The following is a 19,677-nucleotide window of genomic DNA, read 5'->3' on the forward strand; positions in this document are numbered from 1 at the left end:
AAGGGTGAAGCCCCATTTCCTCCCCATGGATGGGGCCTCGAAACGACTCTTCTGGTTAAGAAATTTCAAGGATAGATAAATGAAATCATTCGGTTATGCGGCTCACTCTGTCGGAAGTCCGTTAGAACCCTTTTCGTTCGAGCGACGGGATCTCAGAAACAATGACGTCGCCATGGACATTCTCTATTGCGGTGTGTGCCACTCGGATTTGCATTATGTGAAGGATGATTGGGCCAAAACCGTTTACCCATGCGTTCCCGGCCATGAAATTATCGGGCGTGTCACGGAAGTTGGTTCAGGTGTTTCCAAGCATAAGGTTGGCGATATTGTTGCGGTTGGCTGCATGGTGGATAGCTGTCAGGAATGTGATCAGTGCAAGAAGGATCACGAGCAATATTGCCGTGAGGGCTGGACGGGCACCTATAACGCGCCGGACCGTCAGACAGGTGACCTTACACAAGGGGGCTATTCCAACAATCTTATCGCCCGTGAAGAATTTGTGCTGACCGTGCCGGATGGGCTCGACATCAGCAAAGCTGCGCCGCTGCTCTGCGCCGGTATCACCACTTATTCTCCCTTGCGTGAATGGAATGTCGGGCCGGGCTCGCGCGTTGGTGTTGTCGGGATGGGCGGCCTTGGCCACATGGCCATCAAGCTGGCTCATGCGATGGGGGCCATTGTTACCGTCATTTCCCGCTCGCCCGACAAGCAGAAAGATGCCGAAGCTCTCGGGGCGCATAATTTCCTTGTCTCCAAGGATGCAGACCAGATGGCAGCCTATGCCAATGGCTTTGATCTGATCATCGACACGGTTCCGGTCAAGCATGACGTCAATCCGTATCTGCCGCTGCTCGATATTGACGGCACGCTCTGCCTGGTTGGCCAGATTGGTCCTTTGGAAGAGCTGACAACTCCCTTCATGATCCGTGGGCGCCGTCGGGTAGCCGGTTCGATTATCGGTGGCATCAAGGAAACGCAGGAATGCCTCGATTTCTGTGCCCGTTTCGGTATCCATCCGGAAGTCGAGATGATCAATATTCAGGACATCAACACCGCTTACGAACGCCTTGAACGCTCTGATGTTCACTATCGTTTCGTCATCGATATGAAAAGCCTTCAAGCTTAGGAAGCCTGTTGCGAGGCAGCGGTCGCCTCGCTCTTTCATTGGACGCTAAATACGGCCCTGTGCAGGAATGCTCAGGGCTCTTTTTATGCCAGCTGAAGCATGGCCCGTTCCATATCGCCAGAGAGGAGAAATTTCTTGACGGTCGGTGACAACAGACGCGAACGGGGTGACAGAATTCCGCACCGTTCCAGCATGGCGCGCTTGTCCGGATTCGTGCCCAGATAGCGCCAAATCATGCGCGTCGCATAGGGCATATTCTGGTTTCGCCATGAAATGCCGGTGCATAGGCCCTTGAGGTAGAGCTGCTGATGCTCCTGAAAGGGCAGGAGGATCGTCTGGGTGATGATCGGTTCACCCATCGAGGCGGTTTCGACAACAAAGATGCGGTCGCGCAAATAGGACGCCTTGCCATTATATTTGGTGAATTGCTTGATCTCCAATTCCACATTGCGGATGCGCTCGATTGATTTTGAGATCACCAGTCCATCGCGTTCTTCCAGATGACTGCAGGAGCAAACCACATTTCCGGGCCAGGACAACGACACATGGTAGGTTTGAAAAAAGCCCAGATGATGTCGCAGAGCTCTGATGTCGCCCGGAAAGCCCTCATTGATGCGGTCCTTGCCGATTGTGCCTTTTTGAGCCTTTTCAAAACGGCCGGCAAAAACCGATGGCACGGTATGAAAGTCGGACGGGTGCAGCGAAAAATACCGTGCTATTCTGGTCAGGTTGTAGGCAGACGGATGGGACGTGCCGTTGATATATCGATTGAATTGCTGCCGATTGAGGCCGATATCGCGGCAAATTTGCGAAACGGATTTTTTCTGGCTGCAGGCATAGCGAAGATTTTCAATGAAGTTACTGGTTTCCACGTATGAAACTGTCCAAGTCTGTCGTTTTTAATCGAATAGTGCGTAAAGTAGCATAAAAAAGCTTAAAAGTGCGAAGTTGTTTCTTGCCTTTCAGACTTTTAGGTTACTGGCAATCAGAGTGCGTATTCGGCTGGCCCAATATTCGGAGCCCTTTCTGCCATACGCATCCAAAGCGTTTCGCTTTCTACTATCACCCCCCGCGTAGCCTTTGCGTGGATGTTGGTGTGATCAAGATTATGTTCCGTCGTTAGCAAAAAGAGTGAATGATTATGACAAAAAGACCTTCCATTGACCCAATCCTGCCTAATAGCCTGTCTCGCCGCCAGTTTCTGGGAGCGACAGCTGCTGCAGGGTTCGCCATGACGGCTTCGGGTCTGATTGTTCCCAATTCAGCAATGGCTGCCGAAACGCCAAAAAAAGGGGGCAACCTCAAGCTGGGCATTAAAGGGGGCGCGGCGACTGATGTGCTTGATCCTGCTGCCGCTGCGGGCACGGTTTCTTTCCTGTGCAACCATCTTTGGGGCGACAAGATCGTGGAATCCGATCCCGAGACCGGTGCGCCGTTGCCCGGGTTGGCTGAATCTTGGGAATCATCGGCTGATGCGTCTGTCTGGACCTTCAAGATCCGCAAGGATGTTGCCTTCCATGATGGCTCTAGCATGAGCGTTGCCGACCTTGTTGCAACGCTCAAGCGCCATACCGACGAGAAGTCCAAATCCGGTGCGCTGGGCTTGCTGCGTTCAATCAAGACGGTTGAAGACAAGGCCGGCGATCTGGTGATCACTTTGTCTGAAGGCAATGCCGACCTGCCATTGCTGCTGACGGATTATCACCTGATGGTGCAGCCAAACGGCGGCTATGATGATCCGAATGCGGCGATTGGTACGGGCGCTTTTACGCTTAAGAGCTATGAGCCGGGCATTCGTGCAACCTTTGAGAAAAACAAGAATGACTGGCGCGATGACCGTGGCCATGTGGACAGCGTCGAAGTGATCGTGATGAACGACAACACCGCGCGTATCGCAGCGCTGTCGTCCCGTCAGGTGCATTTCATCAACTTTGTTGAGCCAAAGACCATCAAGCTGCTGGAACGCGCGCCGCATGTGGATATTCTGCAGACGCATGCCAAGGGCTATTACAGCTTCCAGATGTTCTGCGATACGGCTCCATTTGATAATAACGACCTGCGTCTTGCCATGAAATATGCCATTGACCGGCAGGAAATTCTGGACCGCATCGTCGGTGGCTATGGCTCTCTGGGCAATGACTATCCGGTCAACAGCACCTATCAGCTGGCACCGGACGATATTGAACAGCGCATGTATGATCCTGAAAAGGCTGCCTTCCACTATAAGAAGTCTGGCCATGATGGTCCTGTGCTTCTGCGCACGTCCGATGCCGCCTTCCCGGGCGCTGTGGACGCTGCCGTGCTCTATCAGGAACATGCCAAGAAAGGTGGCATCAATATCGAAGTGAAGCGTGAGCCGGCCGATGGCTACTGGTCCAACGTTTGGAATGTGAAGCCATTCAGCGCCACCTATTGGGGTGGTCGTCCGACGCAGGATCTGCGTTATGCGACCTCTTATCTCTCCAGCGCAGACTGGAATGATTCCCGCTTCAAACGGGATGATTTCGACAAACTGCTTCTGGAAGCCCGCGCCGAGCTGGATAACGACAAGCGCAAGGCGCTTTATCGTCAGATGGCTGTCATGGTGCGCGATGAAGGCGGCAGTATCATTCCTGTTTTCAATGACTTCCTGAATGCATCGGCCAAATCCATGAAGGGCTTCGTGCATGATATCGGCAACGATCTTTCCAACGGCCAGATTGCAAGCCGTGTCTGGCTTGACGCCTGATTCCGGATTGTCGGAATGAAAAATTGGGGCCGTGGAACGCCACGGTCCTTCTCTTGCTGAAAACAAAAGAAGGTCTCCTATGACCCCTCAATCACTTTTCCGGCCATTTGTCGCCTTTTCGCGGCAGTTTCCTTTGGCTGCGAATATCCTGCGTCGTCTGTTGTTGTCCTTTGTGTTGCTATGGGCTGTAACAGTCATGATTTTTATTGGCGTTGAAGCCCTGCCGGGTGATTTTGCCACCACCTATCTGGGACAATCGGCAACCCCCGAGGCGGTTGCAAACATTCGCTCCGAGCTCGGGCTCGATCAGCCTCTTCTCACCCGCTATGTCACCTGGTTGGGAGATGCGGTGAGCGGCGATTTCGGCAATTCCTGGGCTAGTGGCCAATCTGTGAGCGAGCAGATTGGCAAACGCCTTGGAAACTCACTGTTTCTTGCTTTCTTTGCTGCACTGGTGGCTGTCCCCCTTTCGGTTGGGCTGGGACTGCTGGCGGTGCGCTACCGCAATCGGATACCCGACAAGATCATCAATATCTTTTCTCTCGCCGCCGTGTCGCTGCCCGAATTTTTCGTCGGCTATTTGCTGATCATGGTATTCGTGGTGACCTTCCCCACGGCGATTTTCCCGTCGACCGTCTATGACGGCATGGATTTTCTTACTCGGCTCGAGGCCATTGCGCTGCCTGTTGCCACGCTGGTGCTTGTTGTGCTGGCCCATATGATGCGCATGACGCGGGCCGCGATCATTCAGGTCATGTCGTCCGCCTATATGGAAACGGCTGAGCTCAAGGGGCTCGATGGTCTCCGGATCATCATCAAGCATGCAGCGCCCAATGCGCTGGCGCCGATCATCAATGTGGTGGCGCTCAATCTGGCTTATCTGATCGTTGGTGTGGTCGTGGTTGAAGTGGTCTTCGTTTATCCAGGCATGGGCCAATATATGGTGGACGCGGTGACCGTGCGTGACCTGCCGGTGGTGCAGGCCTGCGGCCTGATCTTTGCGACCATCTATATCGCGCTCAACATGACCGCCGATATTCTCGCCATTATCGCCAATCCACGTTTGAGGCACCCACGATGAGACTGAAAGATATACCCATTTCGGTGTGGATTGGCATGACAGGCATTATCGTTGCCCTCATCTGCGCCTTTTTTGCACCTTGGATCGCCCCCTATGGCGAAACGGAAGTTGTCGGTGACGTCTGGGCGCCGGCGTCAGATCAATTTTTCTTTGGGCTGGACAATCTGGGCCGGGATATTCTCTCGCGCATGATTTTTGGCGCGCGGACGACTTTGTTTGTCGCTTTCTGTGCGACGCTGTTGTCCTTTACGCTGGGCATCGTGATGAGCTTTATCGCGGCGACCAACAGAGGCTGGATCGATCTTGGCCTGTCGCGCTTCAATGACTTGATGATGTCAATTCCCACGCTGATTTTTGCGCTCGTGGTGCTGGCAACTCTGCCCCAGAATATGCCGACGCTCATCATCGTCATGGCGGTTCTGGATAGTACCCGTGTGTTCCGTCTTGGGCGAGCCGTGGCGCTGGATGTCGCGGTCATGGATTTTGTTGAAGCGGCGCGCCTGCGCGGCGAGGGAACGGCTTGGGTGATCCTGCGGGAAATTCTGCCAAACACGCTGTCGCCGCTGCTGGCCGAATTCGGTTTGCGCTTTGCCTTTGCCATTCTGTTTGTTTCCACCCTGTCCTTCCTTGGGCTTGGCATCCAACCACCCACCGCAGACTGGGGCGGCATGGTCAAGGATAACAAGGATGGTATCATTTTCGGCATTTCCGCTGCCTTGGTGCCCGGTGCGGCCATCGCCATTCTGACCATTTGCGTCAATCTGGTCGTTGACTGGCTGCTCAGACGAACTTCCAGCCTGAAAGGAGGGCGCGGCGATGCCTGAGCTTCTTGAAGTCAAAGACCTCAAAATCGAGGCGACCAGTTATCCGCCGGGGGAAGATCCTGTCCGCATCACCATTGTTGAGGGAATCAATTTCACCCTCGAAAGGGGCAAGGTGCTGGGGTTGATCGGGGAATCCGGTGCAGGCAAATCCACCATCGGCCTTTCCGCGCTTGCCTATGGGCGAGGCGGGGTTGAGATCACCGGCGGCCAGGCCTTGCTGGATGGAGAAGATCTGCTGGCCATGAACCGCAAGGAAATTCGCGCGATTCGTGGCGCCAAGGTCTGTTATGTCTCGCAGTCGGCGGCAGCCTCCTTCAATCCGGCTCACCGGATCGGGGATCAGGTGATTGAAGCCAGCCTTCGGCACAAGCTGATGACAAAAGCTGAGGCGCGTGAAAGAGCCGCCTATCTGTTTGATATTCTGGGGCTGCCTGAGCCGGAAAGCTTCGGCAAACGCTATCCGCATCAGGTGTCTGGTGGCCAGTTGCAAAGGGCCATGACGGCCATGGCGCTCTGTTCCCGGCCAGATCTCATCGTGTTTGATGAGCCGACTACGGCTCTTGACGTGACCACGCAGATTGACGTGCTGGCGGCGATCAAGCTGGCCATCGAGAAGACAGAAACTGCAGCGCTCTACATCACCCACGATCTGGCTGTTGTGGCGCAGGTGTCCGATGACATCATGGTGCTGCGTGATGGTGCCATGGTGGAATATGGTCCGACCGAGCAGATCATCGAACAGCCCGAGGAAGACTATACCCGGGCGCTTGTCAATGTGCGCAGCATCAAGCATCAGGAAGCGGCTGATCAGAAGCGAAAATATTTCGAGATGAGCGGTATTCACGCAGCCTATATCGGCGGCGTCAAGGTGCTCAATGATGTGTCGTTGCATGTGCCGAAAGGCCAGACTCTGGCGATCGTGGGCGAATCCGGCTCCGGTAAATCAACGCTGGCCCGCGTGGCTACAGGTCTGCTTCCACCCATGGCGGGAGAGGTGCGCATTGAAGGTGAGCCACTGCCTGCCGCACTTAAGCAGCGCTCACGGGAACAGCTGCGTCGCTTGCAATTGATCTATCAGATGGCCGATACGGCCATGAACCCCCGTCAGACTGTGGGGCAGATCATAGGGCGTCCGCTTACCTTCTATGAGGGGGTCAGGGGCGCTGAACGTGACAGGCGTGTTCAGGAATTGCTCGATCAGATTGAGATGGGTGAAGGTTATATTGACCGCTATCCGGCCGAGCTATCCGGTGGCCAAAAGCAGCGGGTGGCAATTGCCCGGGCTTTGGCGGCCAAACCGGAAATCATCATTTGCGATGAACCGACCTCTGCTCTCGATCCATTGGTAGCGGACGGGATTCTGCATCTGCTGCTCGATCTGCAGAAGAAAAAAGGGCTTTCCTATATTTTCATCACCCACGATATCGCGATCGTTCGCGCCATCGCCGATAGCGTCGCGGTGATGTATCAAGGCGAACTGGTTCGTTTCGGACCCAAATCGGAAGTTCTGAGCCCGCCATTTGATGACTATACCGATCTGTTGCTCAAGTCTGTTCCGGAAATGCATCTGGGCTGGCTGGAAGAGGTTCTTGCCACGCGCAAAATCGAATCTGCTGGCAACTGATGGTATGAAGCCAGCCTTGGCTTCGTACACAATATACATAGAATAGAAAGCAATATTATGGAAAAACGAAGCTTTTCCGTCTCTGAGGACGTTTGGATCACGCTGAAGGATGGCACTCGTCTTGCCACGCGCATCTGGATGCCGGAAGGGGCTGAGAAGGACCCTGTGCCCGCAGTTCTCGAATTTCTTCCTTATCGCAAGCGGGATGGAACCTCGCCGCGTGACGAGAGCACTTATCCGGTCTTTGCCGAAGCTGGCATCGCCGGAGTGCGCGTTGATATTCGCGGCTCGGGCGAATCCGAGGGTGTGATCGATGGGGAATATACCCCGCGTGAATTGTCCGACGCCTGTGAGGTCATCGAATGGATTGCCAGCCAGCCATGGTCCAATGGCAAGGTGGGCATGATGGGCATTTCCTGGGGCGGCTTCAATTGTCTGCAGACGGCAGCTCTCAAGCCCGAGGCGCTGAAGGCCGTGATTTCCATCGCTTCAACGGTGGACCGCTTTAATGATGACATTCACTACAAGAATGGCTGTCACCTCTATGCCAACTTGTCCTGGGCTTCGACCATGCTCACTTACCAGTCGCGCACGCCGGACAAGGCGCTGGTCGGCGACAAATGGAAAGAGATGTGGCTGGAGCGTCTGGAAGGGGAACCCTTCTTTCTTGAAGAATGGATCGAGCATCAACGGCGCGATGCCTATTGGGAACATGGTTCCATTTGCGAGGATTTCGAAGGCTTTGACACGCCTGCGCTGGTGATTGCCGGTTGGGCCGATGGCTATCGCAACACGCCGCTCAAGGCGGTTGAGGGCGTCGGGGAAAAGGCCAAGGCGCTGATTGGTCCGTGGATTCATAAATATCCGCATTTCGCATGGCCCAAGCCACGGGCTGACTTCCACGGTGAGGCGATTGCATGGTGGAATCGCTGGCTGCGTGATGAACAGAACGGTGCCGAATCGATTCCTCAGGCTCGTGCCTATATTCTGGATGGTCCCCGTCCGAAGACATGGCGGGATGAAGATCCGGGCTTCTGGGTGGCCAAGGATACATGGTCCAAACCAGAGGTTACCGTCTTCTCGATCGCAGGTGATAAGAGTCTCACAGAAGGAGAGGGCGGAGCCGGCGTTGGTGACATTTACCTGCGCTCACCACTCGATAGTGGCGTCAATTCCGGTGAATGGTTCACCTTGAAACCAGATGCCGAAATGGCGGGGGATCAGCGGGTAGATGATGCTGGTGCTCTAGTGTTTGAAACCGCTCCACTCGAGGAAGAGGCCGTCTATCTGGGCATGCCGGAATTAACTCTGGATCTTTCCTGCTCGGGCGAGTGGGAGAATATGGTTGCGCGTATTGTGGATGTGCATCCTGATGGAACAGCCACGCGGGTGGCTTACGGTGTTCTCAACCTTGCGCATCGCGATGGCTATGCCGAGCCGAAAGCCATGCCTAAGGATGAGAAGGTCTCCGTGACCATGCGTCTGGATGCCTGCGGTTATCGCTTGAAGCCGGGTCATCGCATGCGCCTGTCTCTGGCAACGGCCAGCTGGCCGCTCATCCTGCCATCGCCGGATGCGCCAGGGGTCACGATTGATACCGCTTCGATTCGTCTTGCCATGCCGCTTCTGGGGGCACATGAACGCATTGATATGCCTCAGCCGGAAAATCCCGATCCGCTGCCAAACTATACCATTCTGGAAGCGGGCAGCACGCGGCGCTTCGTCGAGCGGGATTTGATGACGGGTATGACCCATTATCACATTCAGGAAGACACCGGCTTTGAAGAGCATCCTGATACCAAGCTGCGTAATCAGGAAACGCGTACAGAATGTTGGTCTATCAATGCCGATGATCCGCAATCCATGAAAGGTGTCTGTGAAGGCACCACGCGCTATGAGCGGGAAGATGGCTGGAATGTGCGTACGCATACGCGCACGGAGTTGACCTGCACAAAGACCGAATGGATTTTGTCTGCTTCGGTTAAGGGCTATGAAAGGGGAGAAGAGATCTTTTCCAAGAATTTCAGCAAAACAGTCAAGCGTGACTTCATGTAAAGATGATTGCGTGCTTGTGGCGTTACTGTTGTGAGCCTTGATATCAAAAGGAAACCCCGCCAAATGGCGGGGTTTTTGTTTGTCGTGGTCTTTGAAGCCAAGGAGCTGGCTCCAATTGGTTTTAAGATCAGTAGGCCCCGCGCACATGCTGGGCGACTTTTTCCTTGTAGAAGGCGATGAGGTCGTCATGCAGTTGCTGTGGCAAGGGTGCCAGATCTGAAATGACGGCGTTGCGTCCGATCTGGTCCGGGCGGCTGGCTCCGGGAATGATGGTTGAGACAGCATCATGATCCAGAATCCAGCGCTGGGCCATGTCGGCCATGCTCATGCCTTCGGGCAGCATGCCCTTAAGCTCCTCCACCAGCTCCAGACCTTTTTCATATGGCAGGCCAGCGAAAGTTTCGCCCACGTTGAAGCACTGGCCATCGCGGTTGAAATTGCGGTGGTCATTCTCGGCAAATTTCGTGTCAGCAGAGAATTTGCCAGATAGCATGCCACTGGCCAGTGGCAGGCGGACGATGATGCCCACGCCCTTGGCCTTTGCCTGAGGCAGAAGCTCTTCGGTGAGTTTTTGGCGGAAGATGTTGTAAATCACCTGCAGGCTCAGAAGACCTTCCTGCTCGATGCACATCAGCCCTTCTTCAACCGTTTCCACACTGGCCCCGAAATGCTTGATCACGCCTTCGGACTGCAGAGCGCGCAGCCAATCGAAAATGGCACCTTCCCGCATCACTTCGGTGGGAATGCAGTGAAGCTGCACCAGGTCGAGGCAATCCATGCCAAGGCGCTTGCGTGATGCATCAATGCCCGCCCGTAGGGATTGCTCGCTATAGCCATCCGGGTATACATCGCCGCGACCAAACTTTGTGGCCACACGGATGTCTGAGCGGTCCTTGCTTGCGAGGAATTTGCCGATCAGGCTCTCGCTCTTGCCATCGCCATAGACATTGGCGGTGTCAAAAAAGGTCACGCCCTTTTCCAGTGCGGTTTCCAGAATGGAAAGGCCTGTTTCTTCCGCCAGAGCAGCACCCCAGTCTGCACCAAGCTGCCAACAGCCAAGGCCCACTTCGCTGACGATAAAGCCATCTTTGCCCAATTTACGACTATGCATAGTATCCTCCCCAATATGTGATCGTCTAAAAAGCAGGTTTTTCAGAAACCAGCCAGCAATCCGTGGCACATTCGAAATAAATCTCGTGCGATTCTTGCGATCTTCGCGCAGGATATGCTCTTTGTTTCAAAAGGGAAAGCGCCCGGCACTGTCGAAAATATGGATCATTCTTTGAACCATCTTAAGTCGACCATATAATTGACTGAAATATTTGCGTGATTATATGTAGTGTGAACTCAAGAACTGGAATTGAATATGTTTGATAGCTTAATGCAGGTGTTTCGCGATCTCGCCGGCGCATCGGAAGACAGTGAGGTTTTCTCCGATAGTGATCTGCGCGTGGCAACTGCTGCACTGCTGGTGCATCTGATGTCGATTGATGGCGTGATCGATGACAATGAAACCGAAGAAATCCGCAAGGTGCTGAAAAAGCACTATTCCCTCACCGATTCGGAAACTGCCGAACTGATTGATTTTGCGAGCAAATGCGATGAGGAATCGGTTGATCTTTATAAATTCACCTCCGTGCTCAAACGGGAGCTGGATGAAGACGGGCGTATCAAGATCATCGAAATGATGTGGCAACTCGTTTTCGCCGACGGGCAAATTCATGAATTCGAGGACAATCTGGTCTGGCGTGTTTCCGAGTTGCTGGGCGTATCCCGACGGGATCGCATCCGAATGCGACAGCATGTACAGGCCCAGATTGAAAAAGAAGCTGAATGAGTTCTAATTTGCAAAAGATACTGATCATTCTTCATCAGGAAGCCTCAACGCCCGGTCGGGTTGGATATCTGCTGGAGCAAAGAGGGTACTCGCTGGATATCCGGCGGCCTCGCTTTGGGGATCCTTTGCCTACGAGCATGAGCGAGCATGCCGGTGCCGTGATCTTCGGTGGCCCGATGAGCGCCAATGATGAAGAGGACTATGTTACCAAGGAGATTGACTGGATTTCTGTGCCCTTGCGTGATGAGACGCCATTTCTGGGCATCTGTCTTGGCGCACAAATGATGTGTCGGCAGTTGGGTGGGCAGGTTGAGTTGCATCCTTGCGGGCTCGTCGAGCGCGGCTATTACGAAATTGCGCCGACCGATGAAGGCAAGGTGCTGTTTGATTGGCCAGAGAAGGTTTATCAGTGGCATAAGGAGGGCTTTTCGCTGCCTTCCGGTGCCGAGCGTCTGGCCAGTAGCTCCTATTTCAGCAATCAGGCCATGCGATATGGAAAAAGCGCCTATGCCATCCAGTTCCATCCCGAAGTCACTTTGCAGATGATGCATCAGTGGACGACGGTTGCTGCCGATCACCTGACGGTGGAGGGCGCGCGCAAGCGTGGAGACCATTTCAGAGAGCGCAGCGCTTATGACCCCTATGTCGAGCGTTGGTTGAACCGCTTTCTTGATGTCTGGATCGGTGCCGGTCCCGCTCGCTGATGCTGCGATTGAGTCATGCAATTTGCAATGGAGGCTTTGCATATTGCGGGTCGGGTTGTTACCAAAGCCTTGACCGGATTATGCGCTTCTCTAGATCCTGTGGTGATTTTGGGCATCTGGCTACTAAATGTGTCTTTTGGAATTTTTCTCACGCTTGGCACGCCGCTTGCTCAGTAAAGAGCAAGCTGGCATTTGGTGTTCGCGTAGCCAGCACCTCATCTCATCAAGCCCCGATGCACCTGTGTTTGCGTATGTATCGGGGCTTTTTGTATTTTAAAGGTTTGCTTTTTCCAAAACTTAACACAGTTCAGGCATAAGAAAGCATGAGGTAATACCGACGTTTCGTCTCTCTTTGGCCCTTGCAGGGGGGGCTATAGATCGCTACATGTCTCAACATATATTCGGGGTGAGCAGCCCCCGTGGCGGGTGCATAAATATTTTGGGAAGTCGTAAGGACCGAGGTCTCTTTTTCCGAACACGAGGATGACTATGACAGCTTTAATTCTTTTGATTGATCAGGTTCTGGCGATCTACACCTATGTTGTAATCGCGTCGGCGGTTTTCTCATGGCTGTTCGCCTTCAATATCGTCAATCCGCGCAATCAGATTGTCTCCTCGATTTACGAGGTTTGTTGGCGGTTGACCGAACCGGTTCTTGGACGTATCCGCTCGATTATCCCTGCAATGGGTGGGCTGGACCTTTCGCCGGTCATTTTGCTGCTGGGGATCTTCTTCGTTCGGAATCTGCTCAGAACCGGGCTCTATTGATCTGTTCGAAGAGGAGAGGACGACAGCCCGCCTCTTTTAAAATCCGGCCATAAGAAAAGCGCGGAACCGGTGGGTTGCCGCGCTTTCTTGTTTCTGGCCGACAGGAAGACTTATTTCTTCATGTTGTCGATGGAAATCTGGATCATTTCCTTGGCTTTTTCCGGGCCTGCCCAGTCTTCGATCTTTACCCATTTGCCTGGCTCAAGATCTTTGTAGTGCTCGAAGAAATGCTTGATCTGCTCAACGAGGTTTTTCGGCAGGTCTTCGTAGGTCTTGATGTGATCATAGTGGCTGGTCAGCTTGGTGTGTGGCACTGCAACGACTTTTTCGTCTTTGCCGCCATCGTCTTCCATGATCAGAACGCCGATTGGACGCGCGCGCATGACAACGCCCGGGGTCAGCTGTGCGTCGCCAACAACCAATACATCGATCGGATCGCCATCGTCAGCCAGCGTGTTCGGAATGAAGCCGTAATCGCAAGGATAGGCCATCGGGGTAAAGAGGAAACGATCAACGAAGACCGCGCCGGATGCTTTGTCTACTTCATATTTCACCGAAGAGCCTTTTGGCACTTCGATGACAACGAAGATATCTTCCGGGGCGTCTTTGCCAGCAGGGATTTCGCTAATATTCATAGGTGCAACTCCAATTGAGATCACGGTGTTACAGCCGGTTTAGGGTGTCTCAGCGATGATGGCAAGACAAACATTCGGTTTAGCTGACAGAATGGGCCAATTTGCCCAAGCTTGGGGATGCTGGCCCCTTGCGCGCATGCCCAAGCAAGCACAGGGCGGCCTGTTCATCCTTTGGAAACCATAATTTGTGGAATTTTCCCTGTCGTTGGCCTTACCCGTTCCGATAGTAAGGGATGTTCAGATTTTGCAGCCAGAATGATGGGGTTCAAAGAGGAGCGTTGCTGATTGAGTGAGGGAGGCAGACTATGACACTGTTCGATCCGATGAAATTCATGGCCTTTGTCGCAGGCTTCTCGCTCGTGAGCAGCGTCGTGCTGTTTGGCTGGATTCTTTAGGGTGTGATCGCAGCTAAAAATCACTGCCTAATTTTTAGACAGTGCGCTCTTGGCGCAAAAAGCGTCTCTTGCTCTTCCTGATTTTCCATTGTTTGTCTTGCGAAAGTGACGCGTGTGTCTGGCGCTTCCTTACACTGGTTGCCGCTGTGCCGGGGCGCACGCCTTCTGTTGGTCTTGTGCCTCATCGCTATAGACAAAAAGAAACCCGCCGGTGTTCCGACGGGTTTCCCCCTCTGGGCCTGTGCAAGTAGGCCGTGGGCGCTTTAGGCGAAGAAGGTGATCAGGAGGACTCCGCCTAGCCCATTTTATTATACGCGCTGGCTACCGATGCCGAATTCCGGATAAGCTTCGACGCCGATTTCAGCTTTGTCGAGACCGATATATTCTTCTTCTTCGGTAACGCGGATGCCCATGGTTGCCTTCAGGATACCCCATACGATGAAGGAGCAAACCAGAGTGAAGACGCCGTAGGAGATTACGCCGATGAACTGGGTAGCGTAGGAGGTGCCATCGTTGGTGAACGGAACAACCAGAGTGCCCCAGATACCGCAGACAAGGTGAACCGGGATCGCACCAACAACGTCGTCGATTTTCAGCTTGTCGAGAAGCGGAACAACGATGATGACGAGGATTGCGCCGATTGCGCCGATGATGATGGATTCGCCGATGGTCGGGGTCAGAGGCTCAGCGGTAATGGATACCAGACCAGCCAGTGCGCCGTTGAGGACCATGGTTACGTCGACCTTCTTGTAGAGAATCTGCAGAAGGATCATCGCGGCAACAACGCCACCAGCGGCAGCCATGTTGGTGTTGGCAAAGATGCGGGAAACGTCGGAAACGTCACCGATGGTGCCCATAGCGAGCTGGGAAGCACCGTTAAAGCCGAACCAGCCGAGCCACAGGATGAAAGTACCCAGAGTAGCCAGCGGAATGTTGGAAGCAGGCATCGGGTTTACAGAACCGTCAGCACCATATTTGCCTTTACGAGCACCAAGCAGAAGTGCACCAGCAAGAGCTGCCCAGCCGCCTACGGAGTGAACGAGGGTGGAACCGGCGAAATCGGAGAAGCCCATTTCGGAGAGCCAACCACCGCCCCACTGCCAGGAACCGGCGATCGGGTAGATGAATGCGGTCAGCACTACGGTGAAGATCATGAACGGCCACAGTTTGATGCGCTCAGCCAGGGTGCCGGACACAACAGATGCTGCGGTTGCCACGAAGACCATCTGGAAGAACCAGTCGGAAGCCGTGGAATAGCCGGTATCAAGAGCGTCGCCGCCTACCGGATCAAGAGCGTAGAAGAAGGAGAAAGACCCGATATAGCCGCCGTCAACGCCGGTATACATCAGGTTATAGCCGACCAGATAGTACATGATGCCAGCAACGGCATAAAGGGAGATGTTCTTCATGCTCTGCATGGAAACGTTCTTGGAGCGAACAAGGCCAGCTTCGAGCATTGCGAAGCCTGCTGCCATCCACATCACAAGGAAACCGCCGATCAAGAAGAGCAGGGTGTTGAGAATATATTGCGTATGGGCGGCAGCTTCGCCGGTTGCTGCTGGAGCAGCTGCCGCTGCTTCTGCTGCTTCCTGTGCGAGGGCCGGGCCAGCCATAAGGCTTGCTGCGCCAACAAGAAGGGCAAGGGTTACTTTTGACATTTGATTGTCCTTGTTTTTCACTTCTACTTGATTGGGGTTGGGCTTAGAGCGCGTCGTTGTCGGTTTCGCCGGTACGGATGCGCATGACATGCTCGAGTGAGGTGACGAAAATCTTGCCATCGCCAATCTGGCCGGTTGCTGCTGCCTTCGAAATGGCTTCGATGGTCTTTTCAGCCTTGTCTGCTGTTACGGCAACTTCGATTTTCAGTTTCGGCAGGAAGCTGACGGAATATTCGGTTCCGCGATAGATTTCCGTATGACCGCGTTGACGACCAAAGCCCTTAACTTCAGTCACGGTCAGGCCTTCAATACCTTCGGCAGACAATGCTTCACGCACAGCTTCCAACTTGAAAGGCTTGATAATGGCAATAATGAACTTCATGGCACTCTCTCATGTCCCTCTTATGGGTTTTGTCCCTCTGTCGGGTTTGAATGTCATGCCCCAAATTGCAATCAGCCGGGGCAAAACCTCTTGTTTTGTGCTTTCTCTCTTACAAAAGCCGTGCCAGTTTTGTAACTTTTTATTAAGTTGTTGAAATGCTGTCCAAAATTCGATTTTGATAATAAAATCGATCTTTGCTTCATATTTGTGCACAGGGTGATTTTGCGATAATTATAGGCAAATTACAAAAATTGCCTATTTTTCATGCACACATTGTGGCCGTTTTGTGATGAGTGAAAAGCAATGAGTCATTTCAAGCTTTTAAACTGCACATTGATTGTGCGTAGGTTCTAAATAATCCGCATCTGTTAGGCTTAATCTTTCATTTACCGGTCAATTTCGCGTATAAGGCCTTCCTGAGCAGCTGATGCAACCAATGTGCCATCTCGCCGGTAAAGACTGCCGCGGTTGAAACCGCGGCCACCACCTGCCCATGGGCTGTCCTGACAATAGAGCAGCCATTCGTCAGCGCGAAAATCACCATGGAACCACATGGCGTGGTCCAGACTGGCGGCGCTGATGGTCTTACTGAAAACGGAGAGGCCATGCGCGAAAAGGGACGTGTCCAGCAAGGTCATGTCCGAGGCATAGGCCAATGCGCATTTGTGGATGGCCGGATCATCGGGGAGTTTCGATGTTGTGCGCACCCAGATGAGTTGCTGCGGCTCCAGTTTTTTACGCGTTACATAATGTTCCATATTGATGGGGCGCAGCTCGATAGGGCGCTCGCGACGGAAATAGGCCTTTATATTGTCCGGTGCCTTGGCAACATAGCTCTCATAGACCTCTTCCTCGCTGGGCAGATCTTCCGGTCCGGGAATGTCGGGCAGCTCGATCTGGTGGGAGAGACCTTCTTCCTTCTTGTGAAAGGAAGCGGCCATGTTGAAAATGGCTTTGCCATGCTGGATGCCCAGAACGCGGCGTGTGGAAAAGGACCGCCCGTTGCGCAGTCGGTCCACCTCATAAATGATTGGTGTCTTGGGGTCGCCCGGGCGCATGAAATAGCAATGCAGGGAATGGGCGCTGCGTTCAGCCTCCACCGTTCGGGATGCTGCCACAAGGGCCTGTCCAATCACCTGACCGCCAAAAACCCGTTGCCACCCATCCTGCGGGCTCATGCCTCTGAACAGGTCTGTTTCCAGAGTTTCGAGATCCAGAATGGAGAGGAGGGTATCAATTGCTGACGTCATGAAAAATGTCCCGGGATTTGTGGATAGCGATATAATGTTTTCAAACAGGATAAGGCCAAGGCCTATCTTAGCGCTTATAGCAGGAGATGGCGCGACGAAAAAATCGCTTTCTCTAGTCAGTTTGTCGAGATCTTCCGATTTCTTATCACTATATAATGGAAGCGGAGTGCAGGCAGCGTTATGGTGCGGCCACATTAAAGGCAGGCAGAAGGGATTAAAGCATGAATTCACCACGGCACGCAAAGGCAGAACCGGTCGGAGCCAATGACAATGCGTCTTGCCTGAAGGAAAGCTATGATCTGGTGATTGCCGGAGGGGGATATGTTGGTTTGTCGCTGGCGCTGGCCGTGCGGCAGGCAAGCGGCTTGTCTGTTCTTGTTGTCGAGCCTCAGGTCATGGAGCGCATGCGCAAGGATGAGCGTGCGTCTGCGGTTGCCTCTGCGGCGACGCGGATGCTGCAAAGCCTCGGTGTGTGGGACACAATCGCGCCAGATGCCGAACCCATCCGGAAAATGGAAGTCACCGATAGCAAGCTCAAGGATATCGTGCGTCCGGTTTTGCTGACCTTTGAGGGCGGAGCCAAGGATGGCGAGCCCTTTGCCTATATGGTGCCGAACGGAGCCATGGTTGGCGCTCTTGGCGATGCGGCAAAGGCCGCCGGGGTAGATGTTCTGGAAGGACACAGCGTCAAGGATTTCATCGTTGATGGCTCTGCTGTTTCTCTCTTCTTGCAATCTGGCGAAACGGTTGGCGCCAAGCTGCTTGTGGCGGCCGATGGGGTACGCTCGCGTTTGCGGGATCTAGCCGGGATTCACGTGAATCGGTTTGATTATGATCAGGTCGGGATTGTAACCACGGTTGAACATGAGCGCCCGCATGAAGGCTGTGCGGTGGAGCATTTCCTGCCTGCCGGTCCCTTTGCTATTTTGCCGCTCAAGGGTAATCGCTCATCTCTGGTGTGGAATGAGCGCACAGATGATGCCAAGCGCTTGCTGTCCATGGATGACTTTACCTTCGGGCTTGAGCTGGAACGCCGGTTTGGCAAGCAGCTGGGCGCACTTGAGGAAAAAGGGCCGCGCAAGGGCTTCCCTCTCGGGATGGTTCTGGCGCGCTCCTATGTCGCTTCGCGCTTTGCTCTGGTGGGCGATGCAGCGCACGGGATTCATCCGATCGCCGGGCAGGGGCTCAATCTTGGATTCAAGGATGTCGCTTCTCTCGCCGAGGTGATCGTTGAGGCTGCGCGCCTTGGGCAGGATATCGGGGCGTTTGATGTGTTGGAGCGCTATGAGCGCTGGCGCCGGTTTGACGTCACGCAGATGGGTGTCACCTGCGATCTGCTCAATCGGCTCTTTTCCAACAAGAGCGAGGTGCTGCGCCATGTCCGCGATTTCGGCCTCGGCATGGTGGATCGTTTGCCGGGCCTCAAGCGCATGTTCATCGAGGAAGCCGCGGGTAATCGCGGTGAGGTGCCCAAGCTGCTGCGCGGGGAAGGCCTCTAGTCTCTGTGGGAAAGAAAGCTTACAGCCCTTCCGCGATAGCACTCAGTCTTCCAACTGGCGTGCTTCGCTGGGCAGCATGATGGGCACGCCATCTCTGATCGGATAGGCGAGCTTTGCAGCGTGGCTGATCAGCTCTTGCGCGTCTGCATCATAGGTGAGCGTTGTCTTGGTCAGGGGGCAGACAAGAATTTCGAGCAATTTGCGATCAACCGTGCCGGTCTTCTCGCCGACGCCATGATCTTGGGTTTCTTTTTTGCTCATGATGGGTCCTATCTGTCCTGACCGGCTTGTTGCTGCAGGTCAGATCACTGCAAGGTTTGAGGGGCTTCGCCACTTTCGCTGGCCAGATGCATTTCCGTCATGGCAATCAGCGTGTCGGCACGCAGAGCCAGACTTTCCGCTTCCAGGAGCGCCTGTTTTTCTGCCAATCCATAAGGGCTCATCATGGAAAGGGAGTTGACCAGCACTTCGTTGGAGGATTTTCCGATGCTGTCCCAGTCTGCTTCCATATCATTGGCCTCAAGAAAGGCGCGGAAGGCTTCCAGCAGACCTTCCCTGTTCACCTGATCTTCGCCAAGGCCTTCGGTCAGATCATGCACATACTCTTCGCAGTCGATCTCGGCGAGGCGGAAGGGCAGGTCGGTGAGCATTTCCTTGACCAGCTTGAAACGGCAAATGCCGGACAAGGTGACCAATACGCGCCCGTCTCCGGTTTCGCCATAGGCCGAGATACGCCCCAGACAGCCGACTTGCTGAAGCTTGGGGGCGTAGAGCTTTTCGGGCGCATCGCTTTCTGCCGGATCGCCTTCAGGCTCGAGCGGCTGGATGATACCGATGATCCGATCCTTATGCATGGCATAGTCGATCATCATCAGATAGCGTTCTTCGAAGATATTCAGCGGCATCTGGGTGCGTGGCAGCAACAGGGCTTCCTCCAGGGGAAACACCGGAATGATAGCGGGAATGTCTCTCGGGCTGTCATAATATGCATTGCCTGCCTGAGCCATTTGATCTCCTTGTTTTCGCTCGCTTTGAAGCCTGCGATCTGTGCTTTCTTCATTTGCATGGGTCGCATGCGCATCGAATGGAATAAAACTGGCCGCCGCATGCA

The 19,677-nt window shown here is 53.9% G+C and carries 18 protein-coding genes; 10 read left to right on the forward strand and 8 right to left on the reverse strand.

Annotation, left to right across the window (positions count from 1 at the left end; genetic code table 11):
- The first annotated feature begins 79 nt into the window (after positions 1–79).
- Positions 80–1,126 (forward strand): NAD(P)-dependent alcohol dehydrogenase, encoded by a 1,047-nt coding sequence (locus ACKPCT_RS18275; protein ID WP_319567584.1) that lies wholly within the window; start codon positions 80–82, stop codon positions 1,124–1,126.
- A gap of 83 nt (positions 1,127–1,209) precedes the next feature.
- Here ACKPCT_RS18275 and ACKPCT_RS18280 read toward each other — a convergent pair whose 3' ends face one another.
- Positions 1,210–1,998 carry a helix-turn-helix domain-containing protein gene (locus tag ACKPCT_RS18280; protein ID WP_090074488.1) on the reverse strand — a complete coding sequence of 263 codons (789 nt, stop codon included), beginning with the start codon at positions 1,996–1,998 and terminating at the stop codon, positions 1,210–1,212.
- A 269-nt stretch (positions 1,999–2,267) separates the two neighbouring features.
- On the opposite strand from ACKPCT_RS18280, the gene ACKPCT_RS18285 reads away from it, so the two are divergent.
- The 5 genes from ACKPCT_RS18285 to ACKPCT_RS18305 all read left to right on the forward strand — a co-directional run bounded on the left by ACKPCT_RS18285 (position 2,268) and on the right by ACKPCT_RS18305 (position 9,438).
- Positions 2,268–3,854: an ABC transporter substrate-binding protein gene (locus tag ACKPCT_RS18285; RefSeq protein ID WP_407652429.1), complete on the forward strand. Its 1,587-nt coding sequence runs from the start codon at positions 2,268–2,270 to the stop codon at positions 3,852–3,854.
- Positions 3,855–3,933: 79 nt separating this feature from the next.
- Positions 3,934–4,935, forward strand: a complete 1,002-nt coding sequence (locus ACKPCT_RS18290) for an ABC transporter permease (RefSeq protein WP_319567586.1) — start codon at positions 3,934–3,936, stop codon at positions 4,933–4,935.
- Positions 4,932–5,759, forward strand: coding sequence for an ABC transporter permease (locus tag ACKPCT_RS18295; RefSeq protein WP_319514706.1), 828 nt, complete (start codon positions 4,932–4,934; stop codon positions 5,757–5,759). The genes ACKPCT_RS18290 and ACKPCT_RS18295 overlap by 4 nt, the downstream gene beginning before the upstream one ends.
- Complete coding sequence (locus tag ACKPCT_RS18300) at positions 5,752–7,383, forward strand: ABC transporter ATP-binding protein (RefSeq protein ID WP_319514705.1); 1,632 nt, start codon at positions 5,752–5,754, stop codon at positions 7,381–7,383. The genes ACKPCT_RS18295 and ACKPCT_RS18300 overlap by 8 nt, the downstream gene beginning before the upstream one ends.
- 57 nt (positions 7,384–7,440) lie before the next feature.
- Positions 7,441–9,438 (forward strand): CocE/NonD family hydrolase, encoded by a 1,998-nt coding sequence (locus ACKPCT_RS18305; protein WP_319567587.1) that lies wholly within the window; start codon positions 7,441–7,443, stop codon positions 9,436–9,438.
- A gap of 127 nt (positions 9,439–9,565) precedes the next feature.
- On the opposite strand, the gene ACKPCT_RS18310 is transcribed toward ACKPCT_RS18305, so the two are convergent.
- A complete protein-coding gene (locus ACKPCT_RS18310) occupies positions 9,566–10,549 on the reverse strand; it encodes an aldo/keto reductase (RefSeq protein ID WP_319567588.1) in 984 nt (327 codons plus the stop codon).
- 255 nt (positions 10,550–10,804) lie between these two features.
- Between ACKPCT_RS18310 and ACKPCT_RS18315 the strand changes: the two genes are divergently transcribed.
- The 3 genes from ACKPCT_RS18315 to ACKPCT_RS18325 all read left to right on the forward strand — a co-directional run bounded on the left by ACKPCT_RS18315 (position 10,805) and on the right by ACKPCT_RS18325 (position 12,747).
- A complete protein-coding gene (locus tag ACKPCT_RS18315) occupies positions 10,805–11,275 on the forward strand; it encodes a tellurite resistance TerB family protein (RefSeq protein WP_090074501.1) in 471 nt (156 codons plus the stop codon).
- Entirely contained in the window at positions 11,272–11,979 is a 708-nt protein-coding gene (locus tag ACKPCT_RS18320) for a glutamine amidotransferase (RefSeq protein ID WP_319567589.1), read from the forward strand. Before ACKPCT_RS18315 ends, ACKPCT_RS18320 begins: the two co-directional genes overlap by 4 nt.
- Before the next feature lie 489 nt (positions 11,980–12,468).
- Positions 12,469–12,747, forward strand: a complete 279-nt coding sequence (locus tag ACKPCT_RS18325; RefSeq protein WP_090074504.1) for a YggT family protein — start codon at positions 12,469–12,471, stop codon at positions 12,745–12,747.
- Positions 12,748–12,857: 110 nt separating this feature from the next.
- Here ACKPCT_RS18325 and ppa read toward each other — a convergent pair whose 3' ends face one another.
- The 4 genes from ppa to tesB form a co-directional block, all read right to left on the reverse strand.
- Positions 12,858–13,382 carry an inorganic diphosphatase gene (ppa, locus tag ACKPCT_RS18330; RefSeq protein WP_090074506.1) on the reverse strand — a complete coding sequence of 175 codons (525 nt, stop codon included), beginning with the start codon at positions 13,380–13,382 and terminating at the stop codon, positions 12,858–12,860.
- Positions 13,383–14,085: 703 nt separating this feature from the next.
- On the reverse strand, positions 14,086–15,435 hold the full coding sequence (locus ACKPCT_RS18335; protein WP_090074508.1) for an ammonium transporter: 1,350 nt from the start codon (positions 15,433–15,435) through the stop codon (positions 14,086–14,088).
- A gap of 43 nt (positions 15,436–15,478) precedes the next feature.
- A complete protein-coding gene (locus ACKPCT_RS18340; protein WP_090074510.1) occupies positions 15,479–15,817 on the reverse strand; it encodes a P-II family nitrogen regulator in 339 nt (112 codons plus the stop codon).
- A gap of 386 nt (positions 15,818–16,203) precedes the next feature.
- Positions 16,204–17,067: an acyl-CoA thioesterase II gene (tesB, locus tag ACKPCT_RS18345; RefSeq protein WP_090074513.1), complete on the reverse strand. Its 864-nt coding sequence runs from the start codon at positions 17,065–17,067 to the stop codon at positions 16,204–16,206.
- Positions 17,068–17,288: 221 nt separating this feature from the next.
- Between tesB and ACKPCT_RS18350 the strand changes: the two genes are divergently transcribed.
- Positions 17,289–18,566, forward strand: coding sequence for a ubiquinone biosynthesis hydroxylase (locus ACKPCT_RS18350; protein ID WP_319567590.1), 1,278 nt, complete (start codon positions 17,289–17,291; stop codon positions 18,564–18,566).
- A gap of 42 nt (positions 18,567–18,608) precedes the next feature.
- Here ACKPCT_RS18350 and ACKPCT_RS18355 read toward each other — a convergent pair whose 3' ends face one another.
- On the reverse strand, positions 18,609–18,827 hold the full coding sequence (locus ACKPCT_RS18355; RefSeq protein WP_319514696.1) for a Trm112 family protein: 219 nt from the start codon (positions 18,825–18,827) through the stop codon (positions 18,609–18,611).
- A gap of 44 nt (positions 18,828–18,871) precedes the next feature.
- Positions 18,872–19,573: an LON peptidase substrate-binding domain-containing protein gene (locus ACKPCT_RS18360; protein WP_090074680.1), complete on the reverse strand. Its 702-nt coding sequence runs from the start codon at positions 19,571–19,573 to the stop codon at positions 18,872–18,874.
- Between the last annotated feature and the right edge of the window lie 104 nt (positions 19,574–19,677).

This window comes from Cohaesibacter marisflavi, assembly GCF_963665895.2.
Lineage (GTDB): Bacteria > Pseudomonadota > Alphaproteobacteria > Rhizobiales > Cohaesibacteraceae > Cohaesibacter > Cohaesibacter marisflavi.

What these genes read in the sequence shown, in the direction of transcription:
- ACKPCT_RS18275 (WP_319567584.1), top strand. Translation starts at nt 80, where the DNA reads ATGAAATCATTCGGTTATGCGGCTCACTCTGTCGGAAGTCCGTTAGAA.
- ACKPCT_RS18285 (WP_407652429.1), top strand. Translation starts at nt 2,268, where the DNA reads ATGACAAAAAGACCTTCCATTGACCCAATCCTGCCTAATAGCCTGTCT.
- ACKPCT_RS18290 (WP_319567586.1), top strand. Translation starts at nt 3,934, where the DNA reads ATGACCCCTCAATCACTTTTCCGGCCATTTGTCGCCTTTTCGCGGCAG.
- ACKPCT_RS18295 (WP_319514706.1), top strand. Translation starts at nt 4,932, where the DNA reads ATGAGACTGAAAGATATACCCATTTCGGTGTGGATTGGCATGACAGGC.
- ACKPCT_RS18300 (WP_319514705.1), top strand. Translation starts at nt 5,752, where the DNA reads ATGCCTGAGCTTCTTGAAGTCAAAGACCTCAAAATCGAGGCGACCAGT.
- ACKPCT_RS18305 (WP_319567587.1), top strand. Translation starts at nt 7,441, where the DNA reads ATGGAAAAACGAAGCTTTTCCGTCTCTGAGGACGTTTGGATCACGCTG.
- ACKPCT_RS18310 (WP_319567588.1), bottom strand. Translation starts at nt 10,549, where the DNA reads ATGCATAGTCGTAAATTGGGCAAAGATGGCTTTATCGTCAGCGAAGTG.
- ACKPCT_RS18315 (WP_090074501.1), top strand. Translation starts at nt 10,805, where the DNA reads ATGTTTGATAGCTTAATGCAGGTGTTTCGCGATCTCGCCGGCGCATCG.
- ACKPCT_RS18320 (WP_319567589.1), top strand. Translation starts at nt 11,272, where the DNA reads ATGAGTTCTAATTTGCAAAAGATACTGATCATTCTTCATCAGGAAGCC.
- ACKPCT_RS18325 (WP_090074504.1), top strand. Translation starts at nt 12,469, where the DNA reads ATGACAGCTTTAATTCTTTTGATTGATCAGGTTCTGGCGATCTACACC.
- ppa (WP_090074506.1), bottom strand. Translation starts at nt 13,382, where the DNA reads ATGAATATTAGCGAAATCCCTGCTGGCAAAGACGCCCCGGAAGATATC.
- ACKPCT_RS18335 (WP_090074508.1), bottom strand. Translation starts at nt 15,435, where the DNA reads ATGTCAAAAGTAACCCTTGCCCTTCTTGTTGGCGCAGCAAGCCTTATG.
- ACKPCT_RS18340 (WP_090074510.1), bottom strand. Translation starts at nt 15,817, where the DNA reads ATGAAGTTCATTATTGCCATTATCAAGCCTTTCAAGTTGGAAGCTGTG.
- tesB (WP_090074513.1), bottom strand. Translation starts at nt 17,067, where the DNA reads ATGACGTCAGCAATTGATACCCTCCTCTCCATTCTGGATCTCGAAACT.
- ACKPCT_RS18350 (WP_319567590.1), top strand. Translation starts at nt 17,289, where the DNA reads ATGAATTCACCACGGCACGCAAAGGCAGAACCGGTCGGAGCCAATGAC.
- ACKPCT_RS18355 (WP_319514696.1), bottom strand. Translation starts at nt 18,827, where the DNA reads ATGAGCAAAAAAGAAACCCAAGATCATGGCGTCGGCGAGAAGACCGGC.
- ACKPCT_RS18360 (WP_090074680.1), bottom strand. Translation starts at nt 19,573, where the DNA reads ATGGCTCAGGCAGGCAATGCATATTATGACAGCCCGAGAGACATTCCC.